14 protein-coding genes are annotated in these 12,990 nt (G+C 48.7%); 4 read left to right on the forward strand and 10 right to left on the reverse strand.

From position 1 onward, the window contains the following. Positions 1–13 precede the first annotated feature (13 nt). From Pan241w_RS21775 to Pan241w_RS21800, 6 genes are all read right to left on the reverse strand, one after another. Positions 14–391 carry a hypothetical protein gene (locus Pan241w_RS21775; protein WP_145219902.1) on the reverse strand — a complete coding sequence of 126 codons (378 nt, stop codon included), beginning with the start codon at positions 389–391 and terminating at the stop codon, positions 14–16. Positions 392–490: 99 nt separating this feature from the next. Beyond that, complete coding sequence (locus Pan241w_RS21780) at positions 491–859, reverse strand: hypothetical protein (RefSeq protein ID WP_145219904.1); 369 nt, start codon at positions 857–859, stop codon at positions 491–493. A 118-nt stretch (positions 860–977) separates the two neighbouring features. Next, positions 978–1,388, reverse strand: coding sequence for a VOC family protein (locus Pan241w_RS21785; protein ID WP_145219906.1), 411 nt, complete (start codon positions 1,386–1,388; stop codon positions 978–980). Between the two features lie 15 nt (positions 1,389–1,403). Further along, the gene (locus Pan241w_RS21790) at positions 1,404–1,628 is read right to left on the reverse strand and encodes a helix-turn-helix domain-containing protein (RefSeq protein WP_145219908.1); all 225 of its coding nucleotides are present in this window, start codon (positions 1,626–1,628) and stop codon (positions 1,404–1,406) included. A 78-nt stretch (positions 1,629–1,706) separates the two neighbouring features. Further along, positions 1,707–2,240 (reverse strand): DUF2975 domain-containing protein, encoded by a 534-nt coding sequence (locus Pan241w_RS21795; RefSeq protein WP_145219910.1) that lies wholly within the window; start codon positions 2,238–2,240, stop codon positions 1,707–1,709. Positions 2,241–2,339: 99 nt separating this feature from the next. Continuing rightward, on the reverse strand, positions 2,340–3,785 hold the full coding sequence (locus Pan241w_RS21800) for a sulfatase-like hydrolase/transferase (protein ID WP_145219912.1): 1,446 nt from the start codon (positions 3,783–3,785) through the stop codon (positions 2,340–2,342). A gap of 252 nt (positions 3,786–4,037) precedes the next feature. On the opposite strand from Pan241w_RS21800, the gene Pan241w_RS21805 reads away from it, so the two are divergent. After that, on the forward strand, positions 4,038–6,362 hold the full coding sequence (locus Pan241w_RS21805; protein WP_145219914.1) for a zinc ribbon domain-containing protein: 2,325 nt from the start codon (positions 4,038–4,040) through the stop codon (positions 6,360–6,362). Between the two features lie 178 nt (positions 6,363–6,540). Next, on the forward strand, positions 6,541–7,011 hold the full coding sequence (locus tag Pan241w_RS21810; RefSeq protein ID WP_145219916.1) for a hypothetical protein: 471 nt from the start codon (positions 6,541–6,543) through the stop codon (positions 7,009–7,011). An 89-nt stretch (positions 7,012–7,100) separates the two neighbouring features. On the opposite strand, the gene Pan241w_RS21815 is transcribed toward Pan241w_RS21810, so the two are convergent. From Pan241w_RS21815 to Pan241w_RS21825, 4 genes are all read right to left on the reverse strand, one after another. Next, the gene (locus Pan241w_RS21815; RefSeq protein WP_145219918.1) at positions 7,101–8,714 is read right to left on the reverse strand and encodes a calcineurin-like phosphoesterase C-terminal domain-containing protein; all 1,614 of its coding nucleotides are present in this window, start codon (positions 8,712–8,714) and stop codon (positions 7,101–7,103) included. Between the two features lie 239 nt (positions 8,715–8,953). Further along, the gene (locus tag Pan241w_RS21820; RefSeq protein ID WP_145219920.1) at positions 8,954–9,946 is read right to left on the reverse strand and encodes a DUF1559 domain-containing protein; all 993 of its coding nucleotides are present in this window, start codon (positions 9,944–9,946) and stop codon (positions 8,954–8,956) included. Between the two features lie 135 nt (positions 9,947–10,081). Then, a complete protein-coding gene (locus Pan241w_RS29925; RefSeq protein ID WP_261344250.1) occupies positions 10,082–10,210 on the reverse strand; it encodes a hypothetical protein in 129 nt (42 codons plus the stop codon). 107 nt (positions 10,211–10,317) lie between these two features. Then, positions 10,318–11,304 carry a DUF1559 domain-containing protein gene (locus tag Pan241w_RS21825; protein WP_145219922.1) on the reverse strand — a complete coding sequence of 329 codons (987 nt, stop codon included), beginning with the start codon at positions 11,302–11,304 and terminating at the stop codon, positions 10,318–10,320. 430 nt (positions 11,305–11,734) lie between these two features. Between Pan241w_RS21825 and Pan241w_RS21830 the strand changes: the two genes are divergently transcribed. Together Pan241w_RS21830 and Pan241w_RS21835 are read left to right on the forward strand one after the other, a co-directional pair. Next, the gene (locus tag Pan241w_RS21830; RefSeq protein ID WP_145219924.1) at positions 11,735–11,977 is read left to right on the forward strand and encodes a hypothetical protein; all 243 of its coding nucleotides are present in this window, start codon (positions 11,735–11,737) and stop codon (positions 11,975–11,977) included. Positions 11,978–12,159: 182 nt separating this feature from the next. Continuing rightward, on the forward strand, positions 12,160–12,972 hold the full coding sequence (locus tag Pan241w_RS21835; protein WP_145219926.1) for an endonuclease/exonuclease/phosphatase family protein: 813 nt from the start codon (positions 12,160–12,162) through the stop codon (positions 12,970–12,972). The last annotated feature ends 18 nt before the right edge of the window (positions 12,973–12,990 follow it).

The following is a 12,990-nucleotide window of genomic DNA, read 5'->3' on the forward strand; positions in this document are numbered from 1 at the left end:
AAAACGTCGTAGATCATTCGTAGATCAGCGCACCGCCATAAAAGATTTGCTGGCTCCTGCCCGGTTTGAGTTGTGGATAGAACCCCGGTAAGGAGACCTGCCAGTTCAATTTAGATCGCCGTTCTTTGGAATCTATCGTTGCTTCGCGCACCATTTGTGGAAAAGGAACCGTTTGATTAAGAAAGATCTGGTCGAGGGTATGATACTTTATCTTATAACTCTTGACTGAGGGGAGTGTCTGTACGGGTTTTACGATAACCGGCTCAACACGAATGCTCTGATCAGCTTGACCCAAAACATCCGTTTGGTTTTTAGAATTCGGCTTGTCATCTGCAAATAAGGATGAATATGCACAACAGAAACATACGATGTTCAAACACAGTTTCTTCATGTCATACTTTCGAAAACCATCTGGCTCAAATTTTGATTATTGTTTCGCAATCGCATCGCGATATTGCCGCATTCTGTAATGTATCCAGAAAACTGATTTCTATCGATGTCGGTATCCATACATCAGATTGAGTAACCGAAACTTTTCGTTCGTCTCTAATTGATATAACCCCAACTCAACATCAGGCCCCTCAAAAGTTGCTTTTCTTACCAGAGGTGTAAAGGGTGTGTTCCCCTCTTGAAAGATGTGACTGACTTGCTGGAGCTTAACATGACAGTCTATATCTGACTGGGAGATGAAAAGTGTATCTTCTTCATTTTCATTGGCCTCAACCAGCGGTTGAATCAAATCGTCCGAAACATGTTGATCGAACGGTTCAATTTCATAAGCGTTGATTATTTCGTCGTTTGCAATCACAGAAGTAAAAGCACAACAAAAACAGACCAATCCCACAAATAGTTTTTTCATCTCAGGCCTCCTGAAATCATCGGGCTCGACTTAAAGAACGCACTTCAGAGCCGTGAAATAACAAAAATCCCAAACGCTGTCGAGAGCATTTGTCACCTAAACCAAATCTCGCCAGCCCCTAATAGATGGGCCAGATGCCGGGAGTCGCGAGTTCGAGGACATGGTTGTCGGGATCACGGAAGTAGAGGCTTTCACCGCCACGAGGCCAGCTGACGCGGCTTTCGATTTCGACTCCCTCAGTAATGAGCCGTTCTTCCCACTCTTTCAGATCGTCGCGTTCAATCGCAAAGGCGAAATGCACGGGCCCCGATCCATCGTGTGGCGGAATCACACCCCCTTCCAGATGAGCCGCGGTATGCGTTGCGCCCCGCTTGAAGATCAGGAAGACGCTGCGGTCACCCGCGTTCATGGCACAAAACCGCTGGTCTTCGGCCATGATTTCAAACTCAAACAGCCGTCGATAGAAGTCGACCGCCAGTTGCAGGTCATCCACATAAATGGCTGTTTCCAGAACGCCGTGCACTTTCACGATTTCCACTCCCTCTCAGGCTGCCTGACTTTGTGAATCGACTTCATACCGTAGAATATCCCCTGGCTGACACTCCAGAAACTCGCAGATCTTTTCCAGAGTCGCAAACCGAATCCCTTTCACCTTTCCCGATTTCAGCAGAGAAAGATTCTGCTCGGTGATTCCCACATGACGGGCCAGATCGCGCGACGTCACCTTGCGTCGGGCCAGCATCACATCCAGTGTAATACAAATTCGCATGATGTCCTTATCAACTCTGCAAGAGGTTTTTGTTCTGGTCCTGTACTATAACGCAAACAAACCAGTTCGACCAGCGGCTTAAATAATCTGGGCATTTTCATCCGCGATCAGGCTGGCCCGTTTAAGTAAATTCGCCAGCACAAACAGTAAGCCTCCCACCGCAGCCAGGGTAATTTGATTCGAGCTGATCCCAATCGCCAGCATTTTCTTTCCCGGCGGATTATGCATCGTCAACAGGACGCTCAAAATCGCGCCCGAAACGGGTGACAACAGAGCCGTCCCGATGAGACCGAAAGCGAAACGTTTCAGATACCGGCTGTTCTGTTTACTCAAATAGTCCTCGGCACAACAGGCCTTCAGAAAACGACGCAAGGCAAACAAACCCCAATAAGTGGGCGCGCCAACGATCGCCGTCATGAGAACCAGGAAACATTTGGAAGAGACGCTCAACGGGAATGAAATCGCGTCGGCCGGGATCATTCCGTTCGCAGCCACCATGCGATCCGCATAAAACCAGACCCACACCAGTAAGGTGGGAACGACAAATAACGACACCACAATGAAATAATAGAGCAGCTGACAAACGGTTCGTGTTCGATCTTTCGACGCCATATTTGGATTCCTTTCCAAAAGGTTTATTGCTAGACGGCGAGTTTTTATCGTTTTACGATAAACTGCACAACCCCAATGTCTGAGAAATCAAGACACTGATCAACTCCCTTTCGACAGCCAGCCCCCCGGTTGTGGCGTAGCGGTCGACTGTGTATCACGATACCAGTCCTTGAGTTGCTTCAGCATTTTCGCAGCCTGCTGCGGTTCCTGTTTGAGCAAATTGTTTTTCTCGCCGGGATCTTGATCGAGCCGATAGAGTTCGAGTTTTTCGTTTTCAAATGTGCCCGGCTTGGCACGGGGGTGCAACACGACCAGCTTCCACGGCCCTTGCCGCATCGCTTCGGAACGCCCCCCTCGATTCGACAATGAGGCCCAGAATAAAGGCCGCTCAGGCAGCGTTTTCTGCTCGAACAGAACCGGAGCCAGATCCACACCATCCAGGGGACGATCCTCGGGTTGTTTCACACCGGCGATCCCGAGCAGTGTCGGCATGACATCAATGCTGATTGCCTGCACATTCGAAACGGTGCCCGCTTTAATTTTTCCGGGCCACCAGGCAATCGCTGGCACTCGATGACCGCCTTCATAAACGGACCCCTTGCCGCCCCGCCACTTAGGACTGCCGCTCGGGAAATCGCGTGAGGGACCATTGTCTGAGAAAAATAAAACAAACGTGTTTTTGTCGAGCCCGGACTTCACTAAAAATTCGCGAATCTGCCCCACCCCTTCATCAACGGGCAGCGTCATCCCCCGATACTTTTCAATCCGCTCTGCTTCGTTCGCCGGTTTCCAGCGTTTCCAGCCCTCTGCTTCACTACGGCGGACTGGATCGCCGGGCACCTGTACGGGATTGTGAATAGCTTCATGCGCGACATACAGGCAGAAGGGTTGATCCTGGTTCTCTTTAATAAACTGCATTGCATACTGATTGATGAGGTGCGTGGAATAGCCGTCTTCCTGTGTTTCCTTGCGGCCGTGCCACCAGTCGTGCTTGACGTGATCGCCGACATGACTGATGAAATCGATGTTGCCGCTGTGATAACCGATGAACGTATCAAAACCATGATTGTCGGGATGGAACTCATCAGAGTTATGCGGATAGCCCTGATGCCATTTCCCGATCAACCCGGTCCGATAACCGGCCTGACGTAACGGCTCTGCAAACGTGTTTTCCGTATTTCTCAACCCCTTGCGGTGTTCGGGGTGATCACTCACCGGATGAATCACGGCTTCAATCCCCGCGCGTTGCTGGTAGCGGCCCGTCAACAGGCCGGCACGCGTGGGAGAACAGACCGTTCCTGAAGAATGAAAGTCGGTCAGTTTCAAACCTTCTTTGGCTAGACGATCAATTTCGGGCGTTTTGAAATAGGGATTGCCGAAGCAACTCACTCCCGCATAGCCCATGTCATCCACCATGATCACAATCAGATTGGGCCGAGCTCCCGGTGCACGATCGGCGGCGTGCGAGGTGAATTGCAAACAGAGCAGACACATGATCGCTAAGAGTGTCTGAATTGCCGTTAATTGAAATCTTTGGTATTGCACAACGGAGTCCTTATTTTCTTGCCAGAATGATTGACGACTGCATCAAGGGGTTGGGAAACATTATACCAGACAAGCACTCAAATACACGGAACTAAATCGTGCATCACATCAGAGAGATCGGAATAACAGACGCAAAACCTGTAAAACAAAGATTTTCTGCTTGCGATTCGATACAAAAAACTACATGATTCTCATTGAGATGTCTTCCTTTTGAATTCATATCCTGTCTCATACAAATTTAAGGGCTTCGCAATGATCAAATTCGAATGCGAAACGTGTTTTCAGGAGTACAAGGTACGCGATGAGCGAGCCGGCCAGGTTCTGAAATGCAAATCATGCGGTCATAAAATGCGAGTTCCTGCGGGAGAAGATGACCTGCTGGATGACATGTATGATGACTTCGAAGCCCCTGCCCGCCCTGCCAGAAACAAGAAATCGTCAGGTGCTTCAAAAAGTGCTTCTAAAAGGAAGAATTCGAACGCTCCCGTCGGCATTATTGTGGGTGTTATCTCGTTTGCAGTTGCCTTTTATTTGTCTTCCACGTTTGTCAGCGGTCTGTTTGGGAAAAAGAATAAAGAGGAAGCGGCAGACCCACCGGCTATCGTCCAGAATGAAGCTGAAAATTCTTTAACCACATCGGATGCAAATCCCGCCGCCTCTACGAGCCCACAGCAGACCAGCACGGAAGCAAATTCATTCGGCCCTCCTCCACTGACGCCGAAAGAACGAAGTGCAGAACTCACCAGACTCCGGGAGCAAATGAAGGTTTATGCCGAAGCAATCAAGACTGCGACGCCGGAAGACCGAAAAGACCTGCTCGCGAAAATGAAAACCACTCTGGCCCGCGTTAAAGAGTTGACCGGAAAGGATGAGACGAAGACAGCAGCCACGGCAGGTACCAGTACTCCCGCCAAACCGGCACAAGTCAATAGCCAGAAATGGACTTCTCTAGTCGATGCTCCACCCGTAGTCGCTGAATGGCCTGAGTCATCCAAGTTGAAGATTGACTTGAAAAACATGGAAGAAGAATTAATTACCCCAAATTCCTTTAGTCCCTTTGTCGGAATTCGGCAGCGCAACCATAAGTTCTATCGAATTGATGTCTGGAATCTGGCTTTGGAAGAAAAAGTAGGGCAGATTACCATTACGCCTGAGAAAAACTGGATCGTTTTAACTCCCAAATTCAAATTAAGTGCTGACGGCAAACACCTGTTATTGCAGTATATCACCCGGGATACCAAAGTCCCGATGCTCGCCTGCTGGGATACGACAACTGGGGAAATAGTTGCGGAGTGGGAAGCCGACCAGGCGAACACGACCGTCTCACTTTATGAAATCTGTGGATTGACGTCGGCCTTTGCCAAAATCATTCGAAAAGAAGGGACAAAATACAAAACCATTTTAAAACACTGGGATCTCGTCACAGGAAAACTGTTAAAGGAATCAGAGGTCAAATCGAACGAATTTTATGATACAGGTTATAAAATCAGTCCCGGCGGAAAATATCTGATCTCACACACCAGTAACAAAATGTTTTTCTATGATTTGGAATCATTGAAGCTGATTTATCAGACGGAGTTGGATTTATTCTTAAAATCAAATGAGCAATATCCATCATTGGAAACCGTTGATTTCTCTGCCGACGGAACCGAGCTGGGGTTACTGGTAACGTCCTCAGATTCCACATCAGTCTGGGTGACGAATCTGGAAAAAGGAACCGCTACGCAAGGCTACCACACCAGTGGAAGATTACGAACGGTATTCAGCGAACCCTCTTACAGTGGTAATAATCTCGAACTGACCCCCTCCGGAAAAAGTTTTCTGTTGTATGGCGCTTTGTTAGTTGACCGTCCGAGTCAACGGAATGTCTGGCTCTTTCAGCCTGTACCCCGTGTCACCATCAGAAGTAAACTGTTTCTCACTCCCCACTATTTGCTTGCTGGAACCGATAGCGCTCTCACCGACGAACGGAATCGGCTTCGGTTAAACAGAAAGCCCAGGCTGGTTTCAGTTCCTCTTCCGGAGCAGAAAATCATTGATAGTCTGGCCGCTTATCGAAGCAATAACGATGCCATTTTAGGTTCGGCTCAAAAAGTCAGTATTGATGTGAATATTGGGAGCGTTAAATTCAGCAATGCAGATCAGGTGAAATCCATCCTGAAAGAAGTCATTCAGGAACGGCTTGAAGCAGAGGGGTTTGAAATTGCCGAAGACCAACCCATCGTTTTCAAAATGGAATATCAGGAGCAGGAAGGGAACAAACTGCAAATGACAAAACGGGGCAGACCCACTCCCGGAAATCCTCTGGGACGTACTGCCACCGGGAAAACTCTCCAATCGACGGCGGCTGCTTTTAAGCTCTCCTGGGTTTCGAATTCGCCGAAAAGAACGCTCTGGTCCAAACAGGCATTAGTGAATCCCCGCTTTCTCATCTTAAGAGACGCCACCGCAGAAGAAGCGCGAGAAAGCATGTTTGAGGGCCTGCAAAATAGACTGATGGCGGAATCCATCCCCTATTTTATTCCCAAACAGAAAACGCTTTCGATGTTGCCGGGTGAAACTCAGCTGCCGGAATAATAGTTCTTTCTCAGACATATCTTTTAAACTCCCGGAAACAGCATTTCTGATTGCTGCACGCAAACCTGGATTGCGATCCTCATCAAGAATCTTTTATAATAAAGGACGTCGGCATCCTATTACCGACCTTGTAAACCGGTTCTTCCATTATCTGCCAATAGAGATTAAGGACACACTCATGCGTAAAACGATCTGCTTGTTAATTTGCGGCGCTCTACTTTTAGGATTTTGGGGCGGGACTGAGGAGTCACAGTTTGCCCACGCCGTGGATCCCGACAAATGTGAAAGTAAGTCGAAAGATAAAGAAAAAGGAGATGACAGCAACGGCGAGAAAAAACTCAGCAAATTCATGCGCGAGAAGCTCACCAGTTCTCAACTCGTTCTGGAAGGGCTCATGGTCGAAGACTATGACATGATGCAGAAGGGGGCTCAAAAAATGATTGAAATGAGTAACGCCACCGAATGGCAGGTGATCGAAGGCCCCATCTTCGCGCGACAAAGCGAAGAATTCCGTTCCGCCGCCAAACAGGTGATCAAGTTCGCAAAGCAAAAGAATATCGACGGCGCCTCGCTCAGTTACCTGCACTTGACCATGACCTGTATCGCCTGTCATAAGAAAGTCAACAAAGTGCTGATTTCTCAGCGTTAAAACAGCACTCCTTGTAAGCCATCAATGACACAGGGGAATGCGAAACAGACTCGCATTCCCCTGTTTTGATATTCAACTGGTTGACCGTCTTATTTTTCAGTCACTGCTGTGGCAGCGGTTTCTTTGGCGGGCAGGACTCGAATCACACGACCGCTCTGCAGCTTGTCGCCGTCCATTTCCACCGTACGAATTCGCAGTAGATGCGTTCCCGGTTTCAATCCCTTTGGAAGCTTCGCATACCAGAGATGGGTCGATTTCTTTGCTTTTGGCAGATCACGATATTTCTTGTCTTTCACGCCGTTCTCTGACTCAGACAGTTTTTTGAAACTGGGATCAATGCCCTCATGATGCTGCATCGAAACCCAGCTTCCCGCTTCGCCGATCATCATTTCCACTTTGGATCGTTCTGATCCGTTAAAAATGTTGACCAGTACATCAGTCTCGGCCAATTGATCGGCGGTGACTTCTTCGGGAGCCATTATATTCATCTGATATTTTGCAGAGCGTCCTGCAGCGCGAAAGTCCAGATTATATTCCTTCCCGTCAAAGGTAATGATCGAATAACCGTTAGGAGCGCCATCGGCCATCATAGTATGGGGAATGCCCCGCTCATCCGGTGCTCCTGACCACCAACTGCCGCTGACAGTCACGTTAATGATATGATGGTGCGGCTTCGGCCCACGCCATCCATCAGCTTTCGTAATGAAACGATGCTCATGGTGATGTGTGTGCCCAGAAATCGACATGCAGAAGGGTCGTTTTTCAATCAACCGATACAGCTCCTGCCGATCTTCGACGTCGACCAGTGGAATATGCATCATCAGCACGACCAGTTGATCTTCGGGAATCTGCTTCAGGTCATTCTTGATAAACGTCATTTGCTCTTTACCCAGTCCGCCCTGATATTTCCCCTTCTTTTTCCCTTCGGGAACGATCCAGTTAATATCATCCACAGCAATAAAATGGACGGTTCCGTAATCGAATGAGTAATAAGCAGGACCAAAATTACGTTCGAAGGTTTCATCACTCAGTTTGTCGTTGGGTGCATCGTAGTTTATGTCATGGTTACCGATGACGTTGTACCAGGGAATCCCCAACAGCGCGATGCCGCGTGCCTGCGATTCGAATAGAGAGAGATTATCAAACAGAATATCACCCAGAGTCACGCCGAATGAAGCATCGGTACCAACCAGTTCTTCAATCACGTCATGCGCGATGTAATCAATTTCCTTCTGATCGCGTGGCTGTGGATCGCCAAAGAAGATCGCCCGAAACTGGCTGGGCTCTTTCTGAGGATACAGCGGAAAATCCACTGATGCGGGCAGAGGCCCGGTTGGCTTGACGCCCGCATATTTTGTTTTCGGTGAACCGTTGGGCTTATGAATGTAGTAAAACTCCGGTGTCAGATTCTTACTCAGTGGCGTCCGCCAGCCTTGCGGTTTAATCACAAACAGAATCGTATCATCGGTCACTGGCAGTTGATACTGGCCTTTTTCATCGGTGCTGACGATCTCAACGCCATTCGATACGCGGACCCCCGGCAGAACTTTTTCTCCGGCGTCCTTCCTGCGATTGTTATTCGCATCGTGAAACACATACCCGGTGGCGGTCTGCTCTGCTTTCGCTGCTGCCTGCCCGTTTGACTGATACGACATGATTAGAAGTAAGGTAAGACCATACTTCACAAGCGATGTGCGACTCATTTATTTTCCCTCTGTTAGTAAACCAGTTAAATTGTCTCTGCTGATTTATATTACGCTCCACGCTGCCCTTACAAAACCCATAGACCAGATTTTATATGAAGTTGCCGACAACACTGTACAATCGGCGAGCAGGTATCAACACTCATTTCCTCTTACCTGTAACAGGACAACCGGAGAATGAGTGGAAGTTCATTCTCCGGTTGAATCAAGTGAGATCATCAACTTCTGACTTCGTCGTGTTAGAAGTTATCGATCACCTCACGTCCGGCTCGTGTTCCTAAAGCCTGCCAGATCGTCTGGCTGATATTTTCGGAAATGAACCGACAGGAACCATCGGCAAGACAGACCTGCACACCTCCCGTATGAAAACTTCTCAGAGTGGCAATCTGAGTTCCGTCATTGGCTTCAGTACAAGGCATTTCAGTCGTGTTACTGCACTTCGCCAGGATGTCGGGAGTGATGCTGTTTGGGTTACGTCCCGTACTGAAGGCTGAACCGCCCATTCCGGAATACACCCAGGCACCACGTGCATCAGACGTGACATCGTTGATGTATTGAACTTCGCCTACCAGAAGCGTATTGGTTGTTCCATCTTTAATATCTCGAATTGCAACTGCTGAATTGATCGTGAATACACCTGCAGTCTGACCTTTATAAGACGCAGTCAAATCACCAGAACCATAATTCGCCGCATAGTTTCCACGCGACATGTGCTCGATCGAACGGAAAGCGACATTGCTGCGACGATCCCAGGGATGGCTTGGACAACGGTAGGCAGCAGGAGAGAAATGGCCGAAAATATTATTCATATAATCCAGTGGGTCTCTCCCACTGAGAATGGGAGCCGCTTTTTCCCACAGGGGGCCTTGTTCCATTTGAGGCAGAATATAAAGCAACCAGTTGCCCCCCAGACTTTCCCCATTCCCACATTCTTGTAGTCCTGTCAGATTTGTTGGAGGAGAACCTCCACAAGGCCCGATGACTCCCCCCGGCGGGAATACGCTGTGAGTGTCATGATAATTTTGCAGGGCCAATCCCAACTGCTTGAGATTATTTTTACAGCTGCTGCGTCGGGCTGCCTCGCGTGCCTGTTGTACGGCAGGTAACAGCAAAGCAATCAGAATGGCAATGATCGCAATCACAACCAGAAGCTCAATCAGCGTAAATCCGCGACGGTTCCTTACAGGCCGTTTGGATGCAGAGGCAGTGATCAATGATAATGGGGTTAGCATCGTCATCTCCTTAAAGTGAAATAGAAGAAATAAAAAAGTGCACAGCGTTTTGAGTGTTTCATTCAGATTTGACCGGCCCGCGTCTTGTCTGATCCGTTTTCTATCAGAAACGGAAATCGTTTCTGATGGCAGATCTTAGGGATCGGTATATTCCGGAGTCGGCGTGGAGTCTCCGGGCGTTCCCTCTTCCGAATCACCAGAGCAACCGGGCAGTGTCAACATCAGACAAAACAGACAGACCATGAGCAACAAATAATGTTTCATTGAGCATTTCTCCAAACAGTTAGAAAAAAGAGAAGTACCGGAAAACGAATTTGTAAATCCGTTTTCCGGTGAAAAGCGATGCAGCAAATCAGAACTTTGCTGATACGTTAGAAGTTATCGATGACTTCCCGACCAGCGCGTGTTCCTAAAGCCTGCCAGATTGTCTGGCTGATGTTTTCTGAGATAAACCGACAGGAACCATCGACAAGACAGACCTGCACGCCCCCGGTATGAAAACTACGCAGCGCGGCGATTTGTGTCCCATCATTTCCTGCGGTACAAGGCATTTCAGTGGTGTTACTGCAACTAGCCAGAATATCGGCAATCGTACTATTGGGATTTCGCCCTGAACTGAAGGCTGAACCTCCCATACCCGAATACACCCAGGCACCGCGGGCATCGGAAGTCACATCATTGATGTAATTAACTTCGCCGATCAATAGAGTATTCGTGGTACCATCTTTAATATCCCGGATGCTGGTTGCTGAATTCAACGTAAAGACACCCGCAGTCTGCCCCTTATAGGAAGCAGTCAAATCCCCAGAGCCATAGTTCCCCGCATAATTACCGCGAGACATATGCTCCAGAGCACGAAACGCAACATTGCTGCGACGATCCCAGGGATGACTGGGACAACGATACACGGCAGGGGAAAAGTGTCCGAAAACATTATTCATGCTATCCAATGGATTATTGGTATTTAAAATCGGTGCTGCTTTTTCCCACAGGGGACTTTGTTCCATCTGCGGCAGAATAAAAAGCAACCAGTTGCCTCCCAGACTCTGTCCACTGCATTCTTGAATGCCGGAAATATTAGTCGGAGGATTCCCGGCACAAGTTCCAATCACACCCCCTGGAGGAAACACGCCATGGGTGTCATGGTAGTTTTGCAATCCCAGACCGAGTTGCTTGAGATTATTTTTACAGCTGCTGCGACGGGCTGCTTCACGCGCCTGTTGGACAGCCGGTAACAGCAAAGCAATCAGAATCGCGATAATGGCAATCACCACCAGCAATTCAATCAGAGTAAATCCAGAACGACGAACGGATTTGTCAGCACGCGCACCAGCAGCGCGCGAAAAAGAAAGAAGCATCAACAGACTCCTCAAAAGGAAAAAATAAAATTAATTGTTTTCGCATTTCAAGGCATTTGATGCCGGTGTCGGTCTTGTCTGACCAGTTGTCGGAAGGAAGATTGATTCGCTCTCCGATGTTGGGCAGATAGTACTTTCCAATTGTGAAGATTACATGACCGAAAAATGAATACTTACTTGAATCCCAGACGAACCGGAATACAGGACGTTTTACTCTCATCCTGTCTGCGCCGTTCCGTCGCATACAGATTTCAGAATGAGTTGCTCAACGAATTTTCAATACGGAATATTAATAATTTGGAATGTAACGATGAATGAGTTGACAGTAGGTATCGTCTGAACAGAATCATTGTTCACCTGATCGAAATTCTGATGGATCAACTTTAGACGCTCCCACGAATGAATATTGATTTTAAACGAGGAACCTCTCATGCATCCCAAGTATCTACTGGAAAATTGGCAATCCGTTCTGTTTGGTCTGCTCCTCATCGGTCTGGGAGTGGCATCTTTTATGTATCCTGATGCCATGATTGATGCGGAAGCCAGAGGGAGAAGAGGCCTCATTAAGCTGATTATCATCAAAGCCTGGGGCTGGCCGCTCGGCGTGGGTGGACTGCTTTTTGGTGGACTCTGCCTCTGGGGAAGCTTCTCACCTTCCGATGATGACGACTAGTCTGTTCAACGTATGGATACCCTCAGAATAACCTCCCTCAGCCGGTTTTGACTGAGGAAACGCACCTCATGGATTGACGTAAGTGAACGGTTCACTCATAGTAAAAGTGGAAGCTTTCCGCTCTGTCTTCCCTGGACAGAGCCCAATGATAGCCAGACTTTTTCGCGCAGGAGCCAACCACCATGCAGAAACGTTGTCTATTTACACTGAGTGCCCTCTGTCTTCTCTGCCTGTTTTCTCATCGCGTAGAGAGTGCCGAAAACACGGACACGCTTCGCATCTTATGCTACAACATCCACTACGGTCAGGGCACTGACGGCAAATATGATGTCGCCCGCCTGGCCAAAGTGATTGAGCGTACGAAACCAGATCTGGTCGCTCTGCAAGAAGTTGACGTCGGTGTCAAACGCTCCGGCCGTGTTCACGAAGCACAGCGACTTTCTGAGTTGACCGGCATGGAAGTCCGCTTTGGCCCGACACAACACTATGAAGGGGGGCTGTTCGGCAATGCGGTTCTCACACGCTTGCCAATCCTGGATGTGATGATTCAACCGCTGCCTTATACCGAGAGTACACCCAAGCTGGTAACCTACCCACGCGGTGCGATTGTCGTCACCGTCCGTGGTCCTGGCAACAAGCCGCTGCGTTTTATCAGTACCCACTTTCAACACAACCTGCCTGAAGATCGTGTCGCGGAAGCCAAAGCCATCAACAAACATTTCGCCGTCGATGATGGCATTCCCACCATTCTCGCAGGCGACATGAACGCCAAGCCGGACGCCGAGCCGATTACAATCCTGCTCAAACAATGGACCAACGCCATCGATGACAACGCCACACCAACAGCGCCGTCTACCAAACCGAGATCCCGCATTGATTATATTTTCTACCGGCCCGCCACACGATTTGAAATGCTGGAATCGAAAGTCATCGCCGAACCACTGGCGTCCGATCATCGCCCCGTCTTTGCGATCCTGAAATTAATACAGCAGTAAACGCAGCCTCTACGTTCG

This window comes from Gimesia alba (assembly GCF_007744675.1).
Taxonomy (GTDB): Bacteria; Planctomycetota; Planctomycetia; order Planctomycetales; family Planctomycetaceae; genus Gimesia; species Gimesia alba.

Excerpts from the sequence above, each read along its gene's own strand:
- Pan241w_RS21775 (WP_145219902.1), bottom strand. The coding sequence starts at position 391 with ATGAAGAAACTGTGTTTGAACATCGTATGTTTCTGTTGTGCATATTCA.
- Pan241w_RS21780 (WP_145219904.1), bottom strand. The coding sequence starts at position 859 with ATGAAAAAACTATTTGTGGGATTGGTCTGTTTTTGTTGTGCTTTTACT.
- Pan241w_RS21790 (WP_145219908.1), bottom strand. The coding sequence starts at position 1,628 with ATGCGAATTTGTATTACACTGGATGTGATGCTGGCCCGACGCAAGGTG.
- Pan241w_RS21795 (WP_145219910.1), bottom strand. The coding sequence starts at position 2,240 with ATGGCGTCGAAAGATCGAACACGAACCGTTTGTCAGCTGCTCTATTAT.
- Pan241w_RS21805 (WP_145219914.1), top strand. The coding sequence starts at position 4,038 with ATGATCAAATTCGAATGCGAAACGTGTTTTCAGGAGTACAAGGTACGC.
- Pan241w_RS21810 (WP_145219916.1), top strand. The coding sequence starts at position 6,541 with ATGCGTAAAACGATCTGCTTGTTAATTTGCGGCGCTCTACTTTTAGGA.
- Pan241w_RS21815 (WP_145219918.1), bottom strand. The coding sequence starts at position 8,714 with ATGAGTCGCACATCGCTTGTGAAGTATGGTCTTACCTTACTTCTAATC.
- Pan241w_RS21820 (WP_145219920.1), bottom strand. The coding sequence starts at position 9,946 with ATGCTAACCCCATTATCATTGATCACTGCCTCTGCATCCAAACGGCCT.
- Pan241w_RS29925 (WP_261344250.1), bottom strand. The coding sequence starts at position 10,210 with ATGAAACATTATTTGTTGCTCATGGTCTGTCTGTTTTGTCTGATGTTG.
- Pan241w_RS21825 (WP_145219922.1), bottom strand. The coding sequence starts at position 11,304 with ATGCTTCTTTCTTTTTCGCGCGCTGCTGGTGCGCGTGCTGACAAATCC.
- Pan241w_RS21830 (WP_145219924.1), top strand. The coding sequence starts at position 11,735 with ATGCATCCCAAGTATCTACTGGAAAATTGGCAATCCGTTCTGTTTGGT.
- Pan241w_RS21835 (WP_145219926.1), top strand. The coding sequence starts at position 12,160 with ATGCAGAAACGTTGTCTATTTACACTGAGTGCCCTCTGTCTTCTCTGC.